The organism is Saccharothrix longispora (assembly GCF_031455225.1).
GTDB classification, from domain to species: Bacteria; Actinomycetota; Actinomycetes; order Mycobacteriales; family Pseudonocardiaceae; genus Actinosynnema; species Actinosynnema longispora.
Genome location: NZ_JAVDSG010000001.1, coordinates 7277378 through 7298857, shown reverse-complemented (window position 1 = coordinate 7298857; position 21480 = coordinate 7277378). Strand labels below are relative to the sequence as shown.

Below are 21480 nucleotides of genomic sequence, written 5' to 3'. Positions count from 1 at the left end.
ATGTGGGACACGCACCCGGCGCAGTTCTGGCTGCGCGGGGAACGACCGGAGCGGATCGTCGGGTTCGACGAGCGGCTGGGTCTCTGGAACGTCCACGGCCACCCGGAGGTCGTCGAGGCCCTGGGCGACCACGAGCGGTTCTCGTCCGAGGTGCTGCGGCTGTTCCCGGTGCGGCCGGACCCGTCGTCCACCGACGGCAACCTGATCCAGATGGACCCGCCCGCGCACCGCGAGCTGCGGCGGCTGGTGAGCGGGGCGTTCACGCCGAAGGTCGTCGCCGACCTCGAACCGCGCATCGCCCGCCTGACGCACGAGCTGCTCGACCGCGTGGACGGCGGCTTCGACCTGGTGGAGGACCTCGCCTACCCGCTGCCGGTCATCGTGATCGCCGAACTCCTCGGCGTGCCGAGCGGCGACCGCGACCTGTTCCGGGGGTGGGTCGACGCGATGTTCGAGAACGACGACCAGTTCTCCCTCACCGACGCCGAGCAGCAGGGCGAGGCGCTGCGGGACAGCGTCGAGCAGCTCGCGCCGATGCTGGACTACCTGCGCGGGCACGCCGCCGAACGGCGGGTGAAGCCCCGCGAGGACCTGCTGACCGCCCTGGTGCGGGCCGAAGTGGACGGTGCGCGGCTGTCCGACGCCGAGGTGGTCAACTTCGCGAGCGTGCTGCTGGTCGCGGGCCACATCACGACCACCATGCTGCTCGGCAACACCGTGCTGTGCCTGGACGCGCACCCCGACCAGCTGCGCGCCGTGCGGGAGGACCGCGCCCTGCTGCCCGGCGCCGTCGAGGAGTCGCTGCGCTACCTGACCCCGTTCGCCTCGGTGGCGCGGGCGACGAAGGCCGCCACCGCGCTCGGCGGCGTGGAGATCCCCGCGGACCAGATGGTCCTGCTGTGGCCGGGCGCCGCCAACCGGGACGAGCGCCGGTTCCCCGACCCGCACGCCTTCGACGTCCGGCGCGACCCCAACCCGCACCTGGCCTTCGGCCGGGGCGTGCACTTCTGCCTCGGCGCGCCGCTGGCCCGCCTGGAGGGCCGGGTCGCGCTCGACGTCCTGCTGGACCGGTTCCCGCACCTGCGCGCGGACCCGGACCGGCGGCCCGTGTTCATGCCGTCGCCGAACGTGGTCGGCCTCCGGTCCCTGCACCTGACCACCGACGGGGAACGGTGACCGACGCGCGGACCGGGCGCGCTGAGCAGCGGGGACGCTACGATCCCGCAGGTGCGCTTACTGGCTCCCGGGGTCCACCAGCTGCTCGGCCGGCCGCCCCACATGATGAACGCCTACCTGGTCGAGGACGTGCTGGTGGACGCCGGCACACCGGCCGCCGCCAAGCGCATCACGCGCCAGCTCGACGGCCGCTCGCTCGCCGCGCACGTCGTGACTCACGCCCACCCCGACCACTTCGGGTCGAGCCACGCGGTGTGCGAGCGGTACGACGTGCCGCTGTGGACGGGGCGGCGGGACGCGGAGGCGATCGAGACGGCGAGCCCCGTGCCCGCGCCCGGTCTGCTGCCCTCGCTGCTGGCGAAGATGAAGATGCCCGACCCGCACCCGGTCGCCCGGGGCCTGCGGGAGGGCGACGAGGTCGCCGGGTTCACCGTGCTGGACGCCCCCGGCCACTCCCCCGGTCACATCGCCCTGTGGCGCGACCACGACGGCGTGCTCCTCTGCGGCGACGTGTTCTTCAACGTGCTGCGGCTGTCGGGGCCGCCGAGGTTCCTCACCCACGACGCCGAGCGCAACCGCGAGTCGATGCGCCGGCTCGCGGAGCTGCGCCCGAAGCTCGTCCTGTTCGGGCACGGCCGCCCGCTGCGCGACCCCGACCGGCTGAAGCGCCTGGTCGGATGAGCACCCTGGAGCGGGACCGGGAGCTGGACCGGATCACCGCGGCGCTGGACTCGGCCTCCCGGGGCGACGGCCGGGTCGTGGTGATCGAGGGCCGGGCGGGCATCGGCAAGACCCGGCTCGTGCAGGACACCCGCGACCTGGCCAAGCGGCGGGGCTTCGGCCGGCTCCAGGCGGTCGGCGACGCACTGGAGAGCGCCATGCCGTGGGGCGTGGTGCGGCAGATGGTGGAGCGGTCGGTGTCCCGGTACCGGGGCGAGGTGCTGGAGAAGATCCTGGCGGGGCCGTCGGGCGACGCGCTGGCCGCGCTCGACGCGGCGGCGGCCGACCCGGGTGAGGCCGAGCTGGCCCGCACGCTGCACGCGCTGTGGTGGGTGGCGATCGACCTGTCCGCGACCCGGCCGCTGCTGATCACGGTGGACGACGCGCACTGGGCGGACCCGCCGTCGCTGCGGTTCCTGGCCTACCTGTCGCGGCGGGTCGCGGACCTGCCGATCGCGCTGGTCGTGGCCACCCGCCCGCCCGACGACAGCACGGGCCCGCTGGCGCAGCTGAGCGTGGCGCGGCAGGCCGAGCGGCTGCTGCCCCGCCCGCTGACGCCGGCCGCCCTCGGTGAACTGGTCGCGGCGCGGGGGGTGCGCCCGGCGCCCGAGGTGGTGGCGGCGCTGCACGAGGCCGCGGCGGGCAACCCGTTCCTGGTGGGCGTGCTGGCGGACGAGCTGGACGCGCTGGCGCTGCCGGTGGACGAGCCGGGCACCGCGCGGCGGGTGGCGGGCCTCGGGCCGAGCACGGTGTTCCGGGCGGCGTTCGGCCGGCTGCCCGCCGAGGCGGTGCGGCTGGCCGGCGCGGCGGCGGTGCTGGGCACCGGCGGCGACCCGTGGCTCGCGGGCGCGGTCGCCGACCTGCCCGCCGACACCCTGCCCGGCGCGGTGGAGGCGCTGGTCGCGGCGCACGTGCTGACCGGCGAGCAGTTGGCGTTCGTGCACCCGGTGGTGCGCGAGGCGGTGCTGGCGGACCTCGGCCCGATGGCGCGGGCGGGGCTGCACGCGGCGGCGGCGCGGCGGTTGTGGGAGGCGAAGGCCCCCGCGGACCGGGTCGCCGCGCACCTCGCGCACGCCCCGCGCGGCGCGCTCCCGGGGGCCGCGGAGGTGCTGCGGACGGCGGCGGCGGCGCTGCTGGCGGCGGGCGACCCGGACACGGCGGCCTCGCACCTGCGGCGCGCCGTGGAGGAGCACCCGGACGACGCGGGCCTGCGCGCGGAGCTGGGCCGGGCGCTGCTGCGCACCGGTGACGCCGAGCGGGCGCGCCGGGAGCTGCGCACCGCCGCCGCGGACCTGCCGGACGCCGAACTGCTGGCCGCCGCCGCGTCCGCCACCGCCGCCGTGGACGGGCCGGAGGCGGCGATCGCCGAGCTGGCCGACGCGGTCGCGGCGCGCGGACCGGACGCGGGCAGGCTGCACCTGGAGGCGCGGCTGGCGGTGCTGCGGTCCTTCTCGCCCCGGCACCGGCGTACCGCGTCCGAGCACCTGGGCGGCTACGCCCGGCTCGCCGGGCGCACCCCCGACGAGCGCACCCTGCTCGGCCTGCTCGCCCAGACCGGGCGCTACGAGGTGTGGCCCGCCGACCAGGTGGCCGCCACCGCGCTGCGGGCGCTGTCGCGCGGCGCGTACTTCGACGACGCCACCGGCAGCACGGAGGCGATGGTGGCGTGGCTGGTGGCGCTGCTCGCCCTGATGGCCGCGGACGGCGTGGCGGAGGCGGGGCCGGAGGTCGAGCGGGCGCGGCTGCGGGTGCGGGCGCACGGCTCGCCCGTCGAGTTCGCGATGGTCGCCAACGCCGCCTCGTTCCTGCACTGGCGGACCGGCGACGTCCGCCGGATGACGGCCGAGTCGGAGGGCGCGCTGGCGGCGGTGCGGGACGAGGACCCGGTGCCGCACGTGGTCGCCGTGCGCGCCACGGCCGCGCACTTCCTGGCCTACGGCGCGTTCGAGCGCGGCGACGTGGCGGGCGCGGCCTCGGTGCTGGCCCGGTTCGACGCGGAGCACACCGGGGCGCCGCAGATCATGCCGACGATCTGGCTGCACGAGCCGCGCGCCCGGGTCGCCCTGGCCCAGGGCGACCCCCGGCTGGCCCGCGCCGAGGCGCACCGGCAGCGCGACGCGATGGCCGCCGCCGAGGTGGACCCGCCGACCATCCCGTGGCGGGGGCCGGCGGTGCGGGCGGCGATGCTGCTCGGCGACACCGCCGAGGCCGTGGCGCTGGCCGAGGAGCAGGTGGCGCTGGCCCGCCGGTGGGGCGCCGCCACGGAGGTGGGCACGGCGCTGCGGCTGCTCGCGCACGCCGACGCGGACCGCCGCACCGACCTGCTCGTGGAGTCGGCGCGGGCGCTGGAGGGCGCGCCGTCGCGGCTGTGCCTGGCCCGGTCGCTGGTGGACCTCGGCGAGGCGCTGCGGGTGGACCGGCGGCGCGCCGACGCGCGGGAACCGCTGCGCCGGGCCCTGGACCTGGCGGACGCGTGCGGCTCGACCGCGCTGCGCACCAGGGCGGCGGACGCGCTGGAGGCGCTGGGCGACCGGCCGCGGCGCCTCTCCGTCGCGGGCGCGGAGGCGTTGACCGCGAGCGAGCGGCGGGTCGCGGACCTGGCGGCGCGGGGCCGGGCCAACCGGGAGATCGCGCAGGAGCTGTTCGTGACGCCCAAGACGGTGGAGAACCACCTGGGCCGGATCTACACGAAGCTGGGCATCAGCGGTCGTCGCGACCTGTCCCGCGCACTGGCCTGATCAGAGGAGGAGTCGCCTGGGGGTGGGTCTGATACACCCAACTTCCGGCGCTCCGAGGTTGAGGGAGCACCCCTCATGCCTTCGACGTCGTCGCAGGTCAGTCTTGGTCCACGAACGGGCCGCAGGGAGGTGGCCCGCTCCACAGGAGGTAGACCATGTTGCGCAAGACCGTTCTCGCCGCCGCCGTCACCGCCGCCGCGGCCCTCGCCCTGCCCGGTGCCGCCTCGGCCGACCCGGTGCTCGGCACGCCCCAGCCGTGCGTGCGGGTCGCCGACGTCACCGGCCCGGACTTCGAGGTCCGCCAGTGCGGCGTCAGCGACGTCGACCAGTTCCGCGCCGGGTTCGCCGGCAACGGCAACACCCACTGCGGGCCGGCGTCGCTCTACAACGTGCTGCACTACTGGGGGCACGAGAAGAAGGCGCCCGTCGGCTGGCTCACCACCAAGGTCAAGGACCTGGACCCGAAGGACCCGGCGGACTACGGCATCGTCACCAACTCGATCGGCCGCGTCGCGACGGACGCGGGCTGGTCGGCCAAGAGCGGCTCCAGCGCGGGTGGTCTGCGCGCCGCGTGGAACGTCGCCGTGAAGCCGGCGCTGAACGCCGGGTGGTCCGCCTCGACCGGCGCGGTGAGCACCGCGACCGCGACGGACTTCGCCGGTGAGCTGGCGAAGAAGCTCAACCAGGGGCCCGTGCAGATGTGGTACGGCCGCTACGTCACCGGCCCGCGGAGCAGCATGGTGCGCGACGGCGGGCACATCGTGACGGTCGTCCAGGCCAAGGGCGCGTTCGGCGGCGACGTCGTGCAGCTCAAGCTCGCCGACCCGGGCCGCGCCGCCGACAGCGGCACCCCCGGCTACCTGGACACGCAGTCGCAGTACGAGGCGCTGGACGTGACCCTCGTGCGCCGGTCGGTGTTCGAGTACGTGCCGGTGAAGGACGACGAGGCCACGCCCGTCGACGAGAGCCAGCAGCCGGGCACCTACCGCACGGTGGAGCGCTGGGAGCTGAGCGGTCCGGAGTACATCGGCTCGTCGCGCCCGATGGTCGAGGGCTTCAACTGGTTCGTGATGTCCCCGCCGGTGGGCTGACGACCGCCCCGCGACAGGCCCCGCCCACCCGGGCGGGGCCTGTCGCCACGTGCGCCCCACGAGTCACATCGAACACGCGTTCGATCCGTCCACACCTGGGGACAAGCCTGTGGACAACTCGATCCCCGCTGGTCACAACCTGTGCACGGATCGGCGGTTCGGCCACGGCGCACCGGTTGTCCACGGCCACCCCCTTGTTGGCGTGCTCTGTACGCTCACGATCGAGGTTATGCGCGTATGCTGTACGCTCTCAGGGCGATGCCCCGCCCCAGGTCACTGCCCCCGACCGCGCCGGCCACCGCCGCGCTGGCCGTCGTCGACCGCGACGGCCTGGCCGCGCTGTCCATGCGCGCGGTCGCCGCCGAGCTGGGCGTGGGCACCATGTCGCTGTACCGGTACGTCGCCGACCGCGCCGAACTGGAGGCCCTGGCCGCCGAACTGGTGCTGTCCGGCGTGGACGTCGTGCCACCGCGCAACGCGTTGTGGGACAAGCAGGTCCTGGTGCTCGCCGAACGGGTGCGCGAGGCCGTGGGCAGGCACCCGAACGCCGTGCCGCTCACCACGGCGCACCGGCACCGCTGCCCGAGCGCGGCGCGCTGGAACGAGGCCGTGCTGGAGGTGCTGACCGCGGCCGGTTTCACCGGGGTGGAGCGGGCGATGGCGTTGCGCGCCCTGCTCGGCTACCTGACCGGCGCGATCGGACTGGAGCACCAGGGCCCGCCGGCCGGGGACTGGACCGGGGCGGTGGCCGGGGTGGTGGAGGACCACCCGCTGCTCGCCGAGACGGCGGCCGTGGCGCGGGCGGTGTCGCCCGCCGACGGGTTCCGGCGCGGTCTCATGGTCGTGCTGGGCGGTCTGCGCCGCCCCTGAGCAGCGCTCCCGGACAGCGCTCCCGGACGACGGTGCCGGAAAGCGGTGCGGGGGCCGAAGCCGACCTCGGCCCCCGCTCCGATCGCGACGAACACGGAGTTGCGCTCCGAGCGTGGTGCCGACATCCGGCGCGGTGTCGACTCCCGCTGCGTCTCCAGGTCAGGTTCGCCGGTGAGGGGCCTGGGGCGCCCCTCGGCCCGTCCGCCACCGCGGCGCGGACGGGTGGTCCATCAGGCGATCCGGTCGTCGGGCAGTTCGAGCAGCTCTTCCAGCACGCTCGTCGCCGGACCGCGCCTGCGCCAGGAGAAACGACTGGGGGACAGGACGTTCACCTCGTCGGCGGGCATCCTCATCGCCACCGCGTCGTCCTCGTCGTGCAGGCGGACGACGTCGATGACGGCGTGGTGCGCCCGCACCCCGACCACCGCCGCGAGTTCTCCCCTGGCATCCCGCGGGTGGAGGAACTGGAAACCGCGCGCGACCAGCTCGCGCAGCTGGAAGGTCGTCCGCGAGGGGTACTCAGTCGAGGAGGTCATCGAACTCCCCGTCCCTCGCCCCCGCCACGAAGGCCGCGATCTCGGCGCGGGTGTAGACCAGCGCCGGGCCGTCGGGGAAGCGGGAGTTGCGCATGGCGATGTCGCCGCCGCCGAGTCTGGCGAGTTCCACGCAGTTGCCCAACTTGCCGCTGCGCGCGCTCTTGCGCCACGACACGCCGATGAGATCAGCCGCGGACATGCCGTTGTGGACCTTGCCGGCCATCGACGCCACCCTCCCCGTAGCAGTGATGCATCTGCACGTGCATCCGACTGTGCACAGACCGTAGCAGTGGTCCCCGCACGGGTAAATGCACGTGCAGATGCGAAACCAAATCTCCCCCGGACGGAGGACCCCTACAGGTCCGCTCGGATCTTCGCCAGGAACTGCCGGCTGCGGTCGGGCGTCTCCGCGTCGACCGTCAGCCGGTCGAAGACCCGGCTGTAGATCTCCAGCTCCTCCAGCTTGTCCAGGTACAACGCACCCGCCAGGTGCTCCAGGTACACGATGTCCGGCAGGTCGGGCTCACCGAACCGCAACATGGTGAACGGACCTTCCGCCGCGTAACCGCTGAGCTGGTACGGGATGATCTGGAGGGTGACGGGACCGTCCTTGGTCACCGACAGCAAGTGGTCGATCTGCCGGAGCATGACCGCCCGGCCGCCGATGGGCCGGTGCAGCACCGACTCGTCGACCACCGCCCACACCCTCGGCGCGCCCGGCCTGGCCAGGATGCGCTGGCGCTGCATGCGCAACGACACGCGCCGCTTCACCGCCGGTCCCGCCAGCTCCGGCCGACCGCTGCTGACGATCGCCATCGCGTAGTCCTCGGTCTGGAGCAGACCGGGCACGAACTGGGTCTCGTAGGTGAGGATGCGCGCCGCCGCCTCCTCCAGGCCGACGTAGTCCTGGAACCAGTCCGGCAGCAGGTCCGAGTAGCGGTGCCACCAGCCCGGCGAGTTCGACCGCCGCACCATCTCCAGGAACTTCGTGCGCGCGTCCTCTTCCGTGACGCCGTACATGGTCAGCAGGTCCTTGACGTCGCGCTCCTTGAGCCCGACGCGCCCCAGCTCCATGCGGCTGATCTTCGACTCCGAGCCGCGGATGGCGTACCCGGCGTCCGCGCGGCTGATCTCGGCCGCCTCGCGGAGCCTGCGCAGCTGCGCGCCGAGCACGATGCGCAGCGCGGTGGGACCGCTCTCCCGTTCGGGTGTGGGCTCTACCGTCACCATCGCCGCTCCTCCCGACCGTCGTGCCCCGTCCACCCGAACAGCGGTTGCGCGCGAGGTGGGTGAACTCGCAAGGTCACTGAACGTACACCCCTGATCCCGTCGTCTCGCGTACCCGAGGGCCGCTCACTCGTCGAGCCCATACTCTTACGCTAAGCGGACTGTGACGCGGTGCACAAAACATCGGCCCCTTCTTCCCCCAATGCGAGGTCAACACAATGTCGGGTACGTCCTCGGACGCCGCCGCCCCGGTCTACATCGACACCTCCAAGGCCAGTATCGCCAGGGTTTACGACGCGTTCCTCAACGGCAAGGACAACTACGAGATCGACCGGGAAGTCCTGCGCCGCGTCCAGCAGGTCGCGCCGGAAGCGGCCACGTTGGCCGTGGACAACCGCAGTTTCCTCATCCGCGCCACCCGGTTCGTCGCGAGCCAGACGGGTATCACCCAGTTCCTCGACTGCGGCTCGGGGTTGCCCACGGCGGAGAACACCCACCAGGTGGCCCAACGGATCAACCCGGACGTGCGAGTCGTCTACGTCGACAACGACCCGGTGGTGCTCGCCCACGGCCGAGCGCTGCTGGAGGAGAACGACCGGACGCACTTCTCCGCGGCCGACATCTTCAACCCGCGGGAGATCCTGAACGACCCGGTGGTGCGCAAGCACATCGACTTCTCCGAGCCGATCGCGTTCTTCCAGATGGGGACGCTGCACCACTACAACGGCACGTCGCCGTCCACGGCCGAGATCATGGCCGAGTACATCGACGCGCTGCCGTCCGGCTCCTTCGTCGGCATCTCGCACTTCATGGACCCGGAGACCGAGGAGCACTCGGCCATCGCGCGGCGCATGGAGGACACCTTCCTGCACTCGCCGATGGGCAGCGGCCGGTTCGCCACCATGGACGAGCTGCGCGGGCTGTTCCGCGGCCTGGAGATGGTCGAGCCCGGTGTCGTCATCTGCGCCGACTGGTGGCCGGACGGCCCGCGGCTCAAGGAGTTGGACGCGGTGAGCTACTGCATCGCGGGCGGCGTGGGGCGCAAGCCGTAGCGGACACCGACGACCGCGCCCCGCGCACCCCGGGCGGTGGGTGCGGCGGGCGCGGTCGTCGTGCTGCCGTCCCCTGTGGACGGTCAGCGGGTGAAGAAGTCCACCAGTACCGGGGCGGTGACGGCCGCCTTCACCAGGTGCGTCTGTCCGGGGAGGACGGTCAGCTCGCCCTGGGGCAGGGCCTCGGCCAGGTGGCGCTGCGCGTTGCGCAGGTACTCCGGGCTCTTGCCGCCCGCGATCACCAGGGCGGGCACGTCGGCGCCCTTCCAGCGGTCCGCGGCGGGCGGGACGCCGTGCTGGAACTCGCCGACGATCGCGAAGTCGTTGGGCAGGGTGTGCCCGACGGCCTTGATCTTCTTCCACGCCGGCAGCAGCGGGAACAGCGCGACCATCGGGCCGGGCATGCCCACGTAGCGCAGGAACAGCTTGACCGCGTCGCCCGGCCGCCCCTCGGCCACCGCCCGGTCGACCCGCGCGGGCAGGTCGGGGTCCATCGGCGCGCGCGTCCCGTCCAGGGTCATCGGCGACTCGTAGACCGCGATCCGCCGCGCCGCGACGCCCCGGTGCGCGGCCTCGACGACCAGCGTGCCGCCGGAGGACATGCCGAACAGGTGCGCCGACCCGCCCGCCGCCTCGACCACGGCCGCGAGGTCCTCCACCTCCTTCCGCACGTCGCGCTCGGTGCCACCGCCGCTCCCACCCCGGCCGCGCCGGTCGTAGGTGTGGACGGTGAAGTGCCCGGCAAGCGCTTTCGCGATCCCGGCCGACGGGCCGAACCCGCGATGGCACATCGCGCCGTCCACGACCACCAGCGCGGGGCCGGAGCCGGTCCGGCTGTACGCGATCTCCGTGCCGTCCTTCGAGAGGACCGTGCCCATCGTCTTCCCTCAGTTCTCGGAGCGGGTCGTCGCGACCAGGAGGTCGCCCAGCCAGGTCGACCAGGTCCGCTCGTCGCGGTGGTCGTCGGTGAACACGTGGTGCATCGCCGTCACGGTGTCCGGCATGCCCCGGAAGAACCGGTAGAGCGCGCCGTCGGTGCGGATGCCGAGCGTCTGCCCGTTGGCGAAGTACACGACGCCGGGCATGCCGTCGAGCACGACCTCGTCGCCGGTCCGCGCCGCCCGGTCGAGGCCGAGCCGCCGGCCCAGGGCCGCCCACAGCGCGGGCCAGTCGGTCACCCGGGGTCCCGGCGCGGTGAGCGGGCGCGCGGTGCGCCCGGCGAAGTGCCGCAGGTAGGTGACGAGGGTCCGCCGGAACATCTGCCCGCCGGCCGTCATGGCCTCGAACTCGTCCGCCCAGTCGTCGCCGGGCAGGAAGCCGCTGGTGACCATGCGCAGCACCGTGCTGCCCCGCTCGCGGGCCTCGACCAGGAACTCGTGGGCGACGAACCGGCCGTCGGGTTCCTCCTCGCCGCCGTAGGCGAGGCGCTCGCCGGGCTCCCACGCGGTGATCGGGTGGCGCGGTCGGTACGCGCCGAACGCCTGCTTCACCGCCACCCCCGGCTCGACCTCGTTGACGCCCATGAACCACGAGTCGATGCCGGGGCCGGTCGCGATGGCCTCCCACACCTGCTCGGGCGTGACGCCGGGCAGCTCCTCCTCGTCTGCCGACGTGAACGCGTGACCCATCGTCACTCCTCGGGGATGTCGGGGTGGACGGCCACGACGACGCGGTGGGCGCGACCGCCCTCGGCGCGCTCGTCGTGGTACTTGGCGACCAGACCGGTGACCGCGACCGCGAGCTCCTCGGCGAACGCCGCGCGGTCGGCCGCGGACGCGAAGCGGACCTCGCCGTCGAGCGCGAAGGTCGCGACCCGCTTGCCGGCCTTGGTCGAGCCGGTGATCAGGGTGCCCACGTCGCGGACCAGGCGGGCCGCGACGGCCAGCAGCCAGCGGGCCGACAGCCGGTCGGGCGAGCGCCCCGGGTCGGGCTGCACGGCGGCGAGCGCGGTCGGCGAGATCACGTAGGACGCGGCGGTGGCGCGCATGACCCGCTCGGTCATGTTGCCCTTGCGGCGCTCCTCCGCGAGTTCGACCAGGCCGTGCCGCTCCAGCGTCCGCAGGTGGTAGTTGACCTTCTGCCGGGGCAGCCCCACCTTGGCCGCCAGCGTGGTCGCCGAGTTCGGCTCGGCCAGTTCGGCCAGCAGCCTCACCCGCACCGGGTCCAGCGAGACCTCGGCCGCGGCCGGGTCCTCGATCACCGCTACTTCGAGCATGGCGGAACCGTCCCACCGACGACACAATTTGTCAAGACGAATAAATTTGTCGGTGGGAGGGTTCCGCGCAGGTCGGAAGGGGTCGGGTCAGAACAGGAGGTGGTGGGCGTGCGCCCCGCGCTCGAAGTCGAGCAGCTGCCGCTTGCGGGCCAGCCCGCCGCCGTAGCCGGTGAGGTCGCCGGTGGACCCGACGACGCGGTGGCACGGCACGATCACGCTGACCGGGTTCTTGCCGTTGGCCAGGCCGACCGCCCTCGCCGCGGACGGCCGGCCCAGCGCGGCGGCCAGCTCGCCGTAGGACAGGGTCCCGCCATAGGGGATGTCGAGCAGCGCGCGCCAGACCGTGCGCTGGAACGGCGTGCCGATCAGCTCCAGCGGCAGGTCGAACGAGGTCCGACGGCCCGCGAAGTACTCGCCCAGCTGCGCGGTGGCCTCGTCGAAGCACGAGGGGTCCTCGACGCCGAACGACTCCTGCGCGGGCCGGTGGCGCTGGTCGGTCATGTAGAGGCCGCACAGCACGCCGCCGGTGGCGACGAGCGTCAGGACGCCCACGGGGCTGTCGATCGTCGTGTGGGTCTTCACGTCGTGTTCTCCGGTCGGGTTCAGGCGGGCAGCCGGTTGACCGCGTGGTCACCGGTGGCCCAGAGGTACTGGACGGCGTAGGCGCGCCACGGGCGCCACGCCTCCGCCCGCCGCACCAGCGCGGCGGGGGTGTCGGGCAGGCCGAGGTCGCGGGCGGCGTACCGGATGCCCAGGTCGGTGGGAATGAACGCGTCCGGGTCGCCGAGCGCGCGCATCGCGATCACCTCGACCGTCCACGGCCCGATGCCGGGCAGCGCGAGCAGGTCGGCGCGGGCCTTCGCCCAGTCCGCGCCGACCCCGAGGTCGAGCGAGCCGTCCGCGAGCGCCGTGACGAGCGCGTGGAACGCCGCCCGGCGCGACCGCGGCACGGCCAGCGTCCCCGGGTCGATCCCGGCCAGCGCCTCCGGCGTCGGGAACAGGTGGGTGAGGCCGCCGCCGTCCCCCGGACCGCCGTCCGCGTGGTCGACGTCCGGGTGGTCGACGTCCACGGGGTCGCCGACCGCCGCGACCAGCCGCCCGGCGTGCGTGCGGGCGGCGGCGGTGGACACCTGCTGGCCGAGCAGGGCGCGGACGGCGAACTCGACGGGGTCGACCGTGCCCGGCACCCGGCGCCCAGGCGCGCGGTCCACGACCGGCGCCAGCAGCGGGTCCGCGCGCAGCTGCTCGTCCACGGCCACCGGGTCCGCGTCGAGGTCGAGCAGGCGGCGGCAGCGGGCGATGGCGATCGACAGGTCGCGCAGGTCGGTCAACGCCAGCCGGCAGGCCACGTGGTCGGGTCCGGGGCTCAGCGACACCGCGGCGTGCCCGCGCGGGAGCCGGAGCGTGCGCCGGTAGGCGCCGTCCCGCCACTCCTCCACCCCCGGCACGCCGGTGGCCGCGAGGTGCCCGAACAGGTTGTCGGGGCACAGCGGCGCGCGGAACGGCAGGCGCAGCGACAGCACGCCGGGCGTGCCCCTCCCCGGGCTCCCCGGCGCGGGGCGGTGCCGGGCGCGCAGCTCCGTGGGCGAGAGGGCGAACACCTCGCGCACCGTGTCGTTGAACGCCCGCACGCTGGCGAACCCGGCGGCCAGGGCCACCTCCGCCATCGGCAGGGACGTGGTCTCGACGAGCAGCCGGGCGGTCTGCGCCCGCTGCGCCCTGGCCAGCGCGAGCGGTCCGGCGCCGAGTTCGGCGAGCAGCAGCCGCTCGACCTGGCGCACGCTGTAGCCGAGCCCGGCGGCGAGGCCGGGCACGCCCTCGCGGTCGACCACGCCGTCCGCGATGAGCCGCATCGCCTTCGCCACGGCGTCCGCGCGGTGGTTCCACAGCGGTGATCCGGGACTCGCGTCGGGACGGCACCTCTTGCACGCCCGGAATCCCGCTTGTTGGGCCGCCGCCGCACTCGGGTAGAAGCTCATGTTCTCGGCCTTGGGCGGCGCCACCGGACAACTCGGCCGGCAATAGATCCCGGTCGTCAGGACCGCGGTGAAGAACCACCCGTCGAAGCGGGCGTCTTTCGACCGGACGGCCCGGACGCAGCGTTCCGTGTCTTCGTGCACCGGTCCAGCATCGGGCACCGGAGGCCGTCGCCGCTGGCGGAAATGCGACATCGAGTGGAAGGCCCGGCGGGTCGCACCGCGCTGTGCGCACCCGGTCCTGCCGAACCCGGTCGTGCCACCCCGGGAGGGCGCTAGCCGCGCGCCGGGGTGGCGATCCTGGCCAGCAGGGCCAGTCCCACCTCGGCCCGACCCCGGCGGTGGCCGTCCGCGACGGTCCTCAGGATCGGGCAGACCCGTGCTTCACCGGGGGGTTCCCGGTCCTCACGGGCCGTGACCGGCGTGACGCCGGTCGGATCACCCCCGGTGGTGGTCGGCATGGCAGGTCGCCGAACCGTTCCACCGACCGGGCACGTCCCGTGCCGTCCGCTGAGAGGACCCCCAGGACCCCTCAGCGGAGAATGTGCCGCCACTCGCGCTGACTGTCTGCGAAACCACTTCGACCGGTCCCTCCGCGCAACTCGACGACGCCACCGGAACGTCCTCCACACCTTGTCAGCGTGAGTCGTTAGGGTGGACTTCCTGGAGCAACACCGGTCCACGAATGACCTGTTCACGCGCTCACACCCGGTTTTCCGGTCCGGAAGACCGGGCCCGAGGAGGCACGCCGCGGATGGCTGGTTCCGGTCAGGGGTCGGGTCCCCGCACCGTCTTCGCCGAGCGGTTCGCGCTGCTCTACGCCGAGGCGGGCGACCCTCCGCTGAAGCGGGTGACCGAGTCCGTGTCCCGGGCGCGGCGCACCGACGAGCGCGGCAGGCCGGTCCGGGCGACCGCCCAGCGGGTCAGCGACTGGCGGCGCGGGCGCAACGTGCCGGCCCGGTTCTCGGCACTCTCGGTAGTCCTCGAAGTCCTCATCGGCGAGGCCCGCAAGGCCCGTCCGCAGCCCCCGGTGGCCGGGTTGTACGACCTGGACGCGTGGCGCGGGCTGTGGGAGGAGGCACTGGCGAGCCCGGTGTCGACGGGTGAGCCCGAGGAGCCTCCCAGCTCCGACGAGATCGGCGTGTGCCCGTACCGGGGGCTGGCCGCCTTCCAGTGCGAGGACTCGAACTGGTTCTTCGGCCGGGAGCGCAGCACCGCCGCGCTCGTCTCCCGGTTGGGCAGTGCCGCGGAAACCGGCGGAATAGTGATGCTGGTCGGCGCCTCGGGCGCCGGGAAATCGTCACTGGTGGGCGCGGGCGTCATCCCGTCCATCCGCAACGGCGCGCTCGGGATAGCGGGCTCGGAGAAATGGCCGACGATCGTCATCAGCCCCGGCGCGGACCCCATCGGGGAATTGGTGGGTGAAATCCCGGAATTGGCGGACGTCCTCGACCTGGCGTTCGGCCCGGAAGGGGCGGACACCGAGTTCCCCGCGTTCGGCCAGGGCGGGGTGGACACCTACCTCGGCCAGGCGCTGGTGGGCGTGATGCGGTTCGCCGCCCAGATCCGGGCGGCCTTCGCGGCGCACGCGGCGCGGCGCGGCGCCGAGCGGGTCGTGGTGGTCGTCGACCAGTTCGAGGAGGCGTTCACGCTGTCCCCGGACGAGGCCCGGGTGCAGGTGTTCGTGCAGGCGCTCACGGTGGCGTGCACGCCCGCGGTGCCCGGCGGCACGGCCCCGGCGCTGGTGCTCGTGGGCGTGCGGGCCGACTTCTACGGCCGGTGCCTGGCGTTCCCGGAGCTGGCCGACGCGCTCCAGGACCGGCAGATGGTGCTCGGCCCGATGACGTCGGCGGAGCTGCGCGAGGCGGTGTCCCGGCCGGCGAGGGCCGCCGGTCTCCAACTGGAGCCGGGCCTGGTCGAGCTGATGCTGCGCGACCTGGGCGTGCGCAGCGGGCGGGTGCAGCCCCGGGGCGGCCAGGGCGCGTACGACGCGGGCGCGCTGCCGCTGCTGTCGCACGCGCTGCTGGCGACGTGGCAGCGGCGGCAGTCCGGCAAGCTCACCATCGCGGGCTACCGGGCGGCGGGCGGCATCCAGGGGGCGGTGGCGGCCACCGCGGAACGGGCGTGGGCCGACCTCGCGCCGGGCGCCCAGCACGCGGCGCGACCGCTGCTGCTGCGGCTGGTCCGCATCGGCGAGGACACCCAGGACACGCGCCGCCGCTCCACCCGGCACGAGCTGGTCGGGCAGGCCGCGGACCGGGCGGCGGGCGAGGAGGCGCTGGAGGTGCTGGCCCGCGCCCGGCTCGTGACGCTGGACGCGGGCTCGGTGGAGATCACGCACGAGGCGCTGCTCCAGGCGTGGCCCCGGCTGCGCAGCTGGATCGACCAGGACCGCGAGGGCCAGCTGCTGCGCCAGCGGCTGGAGGAGGACGCGGCGACGTGGGCGGCGCAGGACCGCGACTCGTCGCTGCTCTACCGGGGCGCGCGGCTGGAGACGGCGCGGCACTGGGCGGGCGCGGCCGGTCCCGAGGGCCTCACCGGCACCGCGCAGGACTTCCTGGCCGTCTCCACGCAGCACCGCAGGCGCGCCGCGTGGGTCAGGCGCGCGGCGGTGGCGTGCGTCGTCGTGCTGGCGGTCATCGCCGGCACCGCCGCGGTGCTCGCCGTGCGGCAGCGCGACGACGCGGTGTTCCGGCAGGTCGTCGCCGAGGCCGACCGGTTGCGCGAGAGCGACCCGTCGCTGTCCGCGCAGTTCGACCTGGTGGCGCACCGGATGCGCCCGGACGACCAGGAGGTGCGGACGCGACTGCTGTCCACGCAGTCGTCGCCGCTGGCCGCCCCGCTGGCGGGGCACACCGGCGCGGTCTACCTGACGTCGTTCTCCCCGGACGGGAAGACGCTGGCCTCGGCCAGCTACGACGACACCGTGCGGCTGTGGGACCTGCGGGACCCGGACCACCCGAGGGCCCTCGGGCCGCCCCTGATCGGCCACCAGAGCTGGGTGACCTCGGCGGTGTTCTCCCCCGACGGGCGGACGCTGGCCACCGCGGGCGACGACGGGACCCTGCGGCTGTGGGACGTGGGCGACCCGGCGCACCCGCGCTCCCTGGGCGAGCCGCTGCTCGGCGGGAACGGCACCATCTACCTGCTCGCGTTCACCCCGGACTCGAAGACGCTGGTCACGGCGAACGCCGACCACACGGCCCGGCTGTGGGACGTGGGCGACCCGGCGCACCCGGCCCGGCTCGGCACCCCCCTGGGCGGGCACACCGGGCAGGTGCGCTCGGTGGCGTTCAGCCCGGACGGCACGCTGCTCGCCACCGGCGGCGACGACCGGACCGCGGTGCTGTTCGACGTGCGCGACCCCGCGCACCCGAAGCAGCTCGGCGACCCGATCTCCGGGTTCGACAACATCGTCCGCTCGCTCGCGTTCAGCCCGGACGGCCGGGTGCTGGCGGCGGGCAGCGAGGACTGGTCCGTGCGGCTGTACGACGTGGCCGACCCGGCCGTGCCGCACGCGCTCGGCAGGCCGATGACCGAGCACACCAACGGCGTGTGGTCGGTGGCGTTCAGCCCGGACGGCCGGGTGCTGGCGTCGGCCAGCTCGGACGGCACGACCCGGCTGTGGAACGTCACCGACCCCACGCACCCCCTGGAGCTCGGCAGGCCCCTGAGCAGCCGCGGCGGACCCGTGTACGCGGTGTCCTTCAGCCCGGACGGGCGCACCCTGGCCACCGGGAGCAACGACGCCGTCGTGCGGCTGTGGTCCCTGCCGCGGGACGTGCTCGTGGGTCACGCGGCGCGCACCACCGGCCCCCTGTTCACCCCCGGCGGCCGGTACGTCGTGTCCGCCGGCGAGGACCGGCTGGTGCGGGTGTGGGACACCGGCGCGCCGGGGGGCACGACCGCGGTCGGTGTCGTGGACCACGGCGCGCCGGTGTGGGCGACGGCGATGAGCGACGACGGCCGCACGCTCGCCACCGCCAGCGACAAGGCGGTGCGGCTGTGGGACCTCGCCGACCCCGCGCGCCCCCGCTCGCTGGGCCTGCCGATCGAGCCGGCCACCCGGTACAGCTCGCCGGTGGCGTTCAGCCACTCCGGCCGGGTGCTGCTCACCGGGCACGACGACAAGACCGTGCAGCTGTGGGACATCGGCGACCGGGAACACCCGAGGAGGCTCGGCGAACCGCTCGTCGGGCACGAGGGGTACGTCTACTACGCGGGGTTCACCCCGGACGACCGCACCCTGGTCACGGCGGGTGCGGACCAGACCGTGCGGCTGTGGGGCACCGCCGACCCGGCCGGCGCGCAACCGCTGGGGCAGCCGTTGCGGGGCCACTCGGGCGCGGTGCGCGCCGGCGACATCAGCCCCGACGGGCGGACCCTGGCGACCGCGAGCGACGACAGCTCGATCCGGCTGTGGGACCTGACGTCGCCGGACCGGGTCAGGCAGATCGGGGCGCCGATCACCGGGCACGTGGAGAGCGTGGTCGCGGTCGAGTTCAGCCCGGACGGGCGGGTCCTGGCGTCCGGCGGCGGCGACCGCACGATCCGGCTGTGGAACGTGCGCACCCCGCTGCGGCCCGCGTCGCTGGGGCAGTCGCTGACCGGGCACGACGGCGCCCTGCGCGACCTGGAGTTCTCGCCGGACGGCACGCGGCTGGGCTCGACCAGCACGGACAGCACGGTCCGGGTGTGGGACCTCGACCAGGCGCACGCCGAGGAGCGGATCTGCGCGAAGACGCAGGGCGTGCTGCCGGAGGAGGAGTGGCGGGAGCACCTGCCGCAACTGGACTACGAGCCGCCCTGCCGGTGAGGCACCCCGAACCCGCGCGGGACCCGGACCGCACGGCCGCCCGCCGGCGGGCACCGATTTTCGTGGATTTCCTTCGGATTGTGGCTAGGTTGCGGGACATGCGTCTTCTTTCCAGGGTGGGGAGCCCTCGGGCGGCGATCGCGGCCCTGACCGGCGTCAGCGCGCTCTACATGACCCTCGTCGTGTTCGGGAACGTCACCGACTACGAGACCAACCACGCGTTCGTGCGGCACGTCCTCGCGATGGACACCACGTTCGGCTCGCCCAACACCTCGTGGCGCGCCATCACCAGCCCGGCACTGGTCACCGCGGCCTACGTGCTGATCATCGCCTGGGAGGCGGTGACCGCGCTGGTGCTGCTGGCCGCGCTGGTGACGTGGCTGCGCCGCCGCGAGGAGACGGCCCGGCGGCTGTCGTCGACGGGCTGGGTGATGCAGGCGCTGCTGTTCGGCGGCGGGTTCATCGCCCTCGGCGGCGAGTGGTTCGTGATGTGGCAGTCGAAGGACTGGAACGGCCTGGCGGCGGCGTTCCAGAACTTCGTGATCGCCGGCCTCGGCCTGGTCCTGCTGCACTCGACCTCGCCCCGGCGCGGCTGACCGCGCGGTCCGGCGGGCCGCGCCGCGTCAGCCGACGATCTGGCGGAGCTGGTCCAGCAGCTCCGCCCGGCTGCCGCAGCCCAGGCGCTGCCGGATGCGGGCCACGTGGTGCTCGACGGTCTTGGCCGAGATGAACAGCCGGTCGCCGACCTGCTTGTAGGTCAGGCCGCGCACGACCAGCTCGGCCACCTCGCGCTCCCGGTCGCTGAGCTTGCCCCCGTCGTGCTCCACCACGGGCTCGGGCGCCTTCGCGCGGGCCGTGCCGCCGGCCGGTCGGCCCTGGAGCAGGCGGGCGCAGTCGAGCAGCCGCACCATGGCCTGCCGGTCGGACGTGCGGATCGCCGCCTGCCCGGCCAGCCGGGCCGCGTCCCACCACTGGCCGACCGCGTGCAGGCCGCGGGCCGCCTCCTCGACCCGGTCGGCGTCGACCCGGCCCGCGAGGACGTCGAGCCAGTTCTCCGCGGCCGTCGACATGACGCCCGCGTAGCGGCTGCGGTCCGCGACCGCGGCGAGCGACGCGGCGTGCTCCTCGGCGGCGCGGGTCTCCTCGGCGGTGACGGCGGCGTGCAGCGCGCTCCAGTGCAGCGGCACGCCCCACAGCGGCGGGTCGCCCAGCGCGTGCAGCAGCTCGCGGGCCTCGGCCAGGTGCGGCGCGAGCCGGTGCTGGTCGCGCATCCGGGCCGCCGCCGCCGCGAACTCGCCGAGCGGCAGGAACGTGAACAGGTCGACCGGGTGCCGCAGCACGGCCTCGCACGCCTGCTCCCACGTGCGCCTGAGCGTGGCCAGGTCGCTGTTGCGCCGGGCGATGCCGACCTCCAGCGCGATGGCGAACACCCAGTCGCGCGGCTCCAGCGGGCGTCCGGTCCTGCGCAGCGCCACCAGGGTCTCCCGGGCGCGGGCCAGGTTGCCGCGCAGCATCGCCACCCACGCCCGCAGCAGCCGGTGCCGCACCGCCATCAGCGCGCCGCCGAGCGAGGTGGCCACGGCCCGGTCCAGCACGGACTCGGCGACCGCCGGCTCGCCGCCGTGCAGCGCGACGAGCGCGGCCAGGGCGGCGGGCGAGTCCGGCAGCAGCACGGCGCTCCCGGCGGGTTCCAGCAGCCCGGCCGCGCGCACCAGCGTGGACAGCGCGGTGGTGGCGGACCCCGTGACGGATTCCAGCACGCCCTGCGCCATCAGCGACGCGCCGCCGTCGAGCATGGTCGGCGGGGCGACCGGCAGCGGCTCGGCGGGCAGCCGGCCCGTGCCGACCTCGCCGATCACCGCGAACGCGGTGGACGTCGAGCTGGGCGACCAGCGGTGCAGCTCGGTGGCGCGGGCCAGCTGGCCCCGGTGGGCCAGGGCGATGGCGGCGACCTCGGCCGCCCGCCCCCGGTGCGCCGGGTCGGAGGAGATGACCCCGTCGGCCAGCCGCAGCGCGGCGTCGAGGTCGCCCGCCATCGCGCAGGCCACCGCGCGCCGCACGGCCACCTCCGCGGACGGGGTGCCGACGGCGGCGAGCAGCCGGGCGGCGAGCGCCGGGTCGGCCGGCAGCGCCTCGGCCGCCGCCGCCTGGAACGCCGCCGCCATCTCCGGACCGGCCGCCACCGCCACCGTCGCCCCCGACCCCGCGGCCCCCGACCCCGCGGCCTCCGCCCCCGCGGCCTCCGGACCGGCCGCCCCGAGCAGCGGCCGCACCAGCTCCAGCACCGGTCCGCCGGAGCGCAGCTGGAGCTCGGCGAGCCGCTGCCGCACGGCGATGCGCCGGTCGGTGCGGCTCAGCTCCGCCACCGCCAGCCGGGCGACGGGCAGCAGCGCGCCGTCGGGGGCGAGGAGGCCGGTGGCGCGGCCCGCCTCGATCACGTCGCCGACCGCGTCCACGTCGCCGCCGAGCAGCCCGCCGAGCAGGTCGAGCCGCAGCGCCGCGCCCGCCTCGGCGGCCAGCAGGAACTTCTGCACGTCGACGTCCAGCCAGTCCAGGTCGGCCCGGAAGGACGCCACGACGTCCGGCGGCACCTCGGCCGCGGTGATCCCGGTGAAGCGCAGCACGAACCGCGGCACGCCGCCGGTCTGCCGGTGCACGAAGTCGGCGTGCGCGCGCGCCGGGGCGGGCAGCACGGCCCGCACCTGCTCGCGGGTGAACGGCTCCAGCGCCAGCGCGGGCCGGACGCGGCCGAGCGACTCGGCCAGCGCGGACAGCGCCCGCGACCTCGGCCAGGGCCGGTACGCCACGACCACCGCCCCGTCGCCGCGCTCCACCCGGGCGCGCAGGGCGAGCAGCTCGGCGTCGGGCAGCAGGTGGGCGTCGTCCACGGTGGTCGCGGTGATCCCGGCGTCCTCGCAGGCCCGCACCACCTCGCGCAGCACGGTCGTCTTGCCGTACCCGCCGGGCGCGACGATGCCGAAGCGGGGCGCCGCGCCGTCCGCGACGGCGTCCAGCACCCGCGAGACCTGCTCGGGCAGCACCGGGTGCGCGATCATGCTCTGG

The 21480-nt window shown here is 74.9% G+C and carries 18 protein-coding genes; 8 read left to right on the top strand and 10 right to left on the bottom strand.

Going from position 1 to position 21480, the window contains the following annotated elements:
- From J2S66_RS31720 to J2S66_RS31700, 5 genes are all read left to right on the top strand, one after another.
- On the top strand, positions 1–1176 hold the full coding sequence (locus J2S66_RS31720) for a cytochrome P450 (protein WP_310311809.1): 1176 nt from the start codon (positions 1–3) through the stop codon (positions 1174–1176).
- Between the two features lie 51 nt (positions 1177–1227).
- Positions 1228–1857 (top strand): MBL fold metallo-hydrolase, encoded by a 630-nt coding sequence (locus tag J2S66_RS31715; protein WP_310311807.1) that lies wholly within the window; start codon positions 1228–1230, stop codon positions 1855–1857.
- Entirely contained in the window at positions 1854–4634 is a 2781-nt protein-coding gene (locus tag J2S66_RS31710; protein WP_310311805.1) for a helix-turn-helix transcriptional regulator, read from the top strand. Before J2S66_RS31715 ends, J2S66_RS31710 begins: the two co-directional genes overlap by 4 nt.
- 155 nt (positions 4635–4789) lie before the next feature.
- Positions 4790–5725, top strand: a complete 936-nt coding sequence (locus tag J2S66_RS31705; protein ID WP_310311803.1) for a hypothetical protein — start codon at positions 4790–4792, stop codon at positions 5723–5725.
- Positions 5726–5962: 237 nt separating this feature from the next.
- On the top strand, positions 5963–6595 hold the full coding sequence (locus J2S66_RS31700; RefSeq protein WP_310311801.1) for a TetR/AcrR family transcriptional regulator C-terminal domain-containing protein: 633 nt from the start codon (positions 5963–5965) through the stop codon (positions 6593–6595).
- A 230-nt stretch (positions 6596–6825) separates the two neighbouring features.
- Here J2S66_RS31700 and J2S66_RS31695 read toward each other — a convergent pair whose 3' ends face one another.
- The 3 genes from J2S66_RS31695 to J2S66_RS31685 form a co-directional block, all read right to left on the bottom strand.
- Positions 6826–7131: a hypothetical protein gene (locus J2S66_RS31695; protein ID WP_310311799.1), complete on the bottom strand. Its 306-nt coding sequence runs from the start codon at positions 7129–7131 to the stop codon at positions 6826–6828.
- A complete protein-coding gene (locus tag J2S66_RS31690) occupies positions 7115–7354 on the bottom strand; it encodes a DUF397 domain-containing protein (protein ID WP_310311797.1) in 240 nt (79 codons plus the stop codon). The genes J2S66_RS31695 and J2S66_RS31690 overlap by 17 nt, the downstream gene beginning before the upstream one ends.
- A 131-nt stretch (positions 7355–7485) precedes the next feature.
- Positions 7486–8361: a Sco1979 family transcriptional regulator gene (locus tag J2S66_RS31685; RefSeq protein ID WP_310311795.1), complete on the bottom strand. Its 876-nt coding sequence runs from the start codon at positions 8359–8361 to the stop codon at positions 7486–7488.
- A gap of 215 nt (positions 8362–8576) precedes the next feature.
- Here J2S66_RS31685 and J2S66_RS31680 point away from each other — a divergent pair, with 215 nt between their 5' ends.
- On the top strand, positions 8577–9410 hold the full coding sequence (locus J2S66_RS31680) for an SAM-dependent methyltransferase (RefSeq protein WP_310311792.1): 834 nt from the start codon (positions 8577–8579) through the stop codon (positions 9408–9410).
- An 83-nt stretch (positions 9411–9493) separates the two neighbouring features.
- Here the strand turns inward: J2S66_RS31680 and J2S66_RS31675 are convergent, their stop codons facing one another.
- The 6 genes from J2S66_RS31675 to J2S66_RS31650 form a co-directional block, all read right to left on the bottom strand.
- Complete coding sequence (locus J2S66_RS31675; protein WP_310311790.1) at positions 9494–10288, bottom strand: alpha/beta fold hydrolase; 795 nt, start codon at positions 10286–10288, stop codon at positions 9494–9496.
- 9 nt (positions 10289–10297) lie between these two features.
- The gene (locus J2S66_RS31670; RefSeq protein ID WP_310311788.1) at positions 10298–11038 is read right to left on the bottom strand and encodes an SRPBCC family protein; all 741 of its coding nucleotides are present in this window, start codon (positions 11036–11038) and stop codon (positions 10298–10300) included.
- A gap of 2 nt (positions 11039–11040) precedes the next feature.
- Positions 11041–11625, bottom strand: a complete 585-nt coding sequence (locus J2S66_RS31665; RefSeq protein WP_310311786.1) for an ArsR/SmtB family transcription factor — start codon at positions 11623–11625, stop codon at positions 11041–11043.
- An 87-nt stretch (positions 11626–11712) separates the two neighbouring features.
- Positions 11713–12207 carry a methylated-DNA--[protein]-cysteine S-methyltransferase gene (locus J2S66_RS31660; protein ID WP_310311784.1) on the bottom strand — a complete coding sequence of 165 codons (495 nt, stop codon included), beginning with the start codon at positions 12205–12207 and terminating at the stop codon, positions 11713–11715.
- A gap of 20 nt (positions 12208–12227) precedes the next feature.
- Positions 12228–13745: a DNA-3-methyladenine glycosylase 2 family protein gene (locus J2S66_RS31655; RefSeq protein ID WP_310311782.1), complete on the bottom strand. Its 1518-nt coding sequence runs from the start codon at positions 13743–13745 to the stop codon at positions 12228–12230.
- A gap of 131 nt (positions 13746–13876) precedes the next feature.
- Complete coding sequence (locus J2S66_RS31650) at positions 13877–14062, bottom strand: hypothetical protein (RefSeq protein ID WP_310311780.1); 186 nt, start codon at positions 14060–14062, stop codon at positions 13877–13879.
- A gap of 293 nt (positions 14063–14355) precedes the next feature.
- Here J2S66_RS31650 and J2S66_RS31645 point away from each other — a divergent pair, with 293 nt between their 5' ends.
- Together J2S66_RS31645 and J2S66_RS31640 are read left to right on the top strand one after the other, a co-directional pair.
- Entirely contained in the window at positions 14356–18417 is a 4062-nt protein-coding gene (locus tag J2S66_RS31645; RefSeq protein ID WP_310311778.1) for an nSTAND1 domain-containing NTPase, read from the top strand.
- 98 nt (positions 18418–18515) lie between these two features.
- The gene (locus tag J2S66_RS31640; protein WP_310311776.1) at positions 18516–19013 is read left to right on the top strand and encodes a DUF2165 domain-containing protein; all 498 of its coding nucleotides are present in this window, start codon (positions 18516–18518) and stop codon (positions 19011–19013) included.
- Between the two features lie 27 nt (positions 19014–19040).
- Here the strand turns inward: J2S66_RS31640 and J2S66_RS31635 are convergent, their stop codons facing one another.
- Positions 19041–21473 (bottom strand): helix-turn-helix transcriptional regulator, encoded by a 2433-nt coding sequence (locus J2S66_RS31635; RefSeq protein WP_374726225.1) that lies wholly within the window; start codon positions 21471–21473, stop codon positions 19041–19043.
- Positions 21474–21480: the final 7 nt, after the last annotated feature.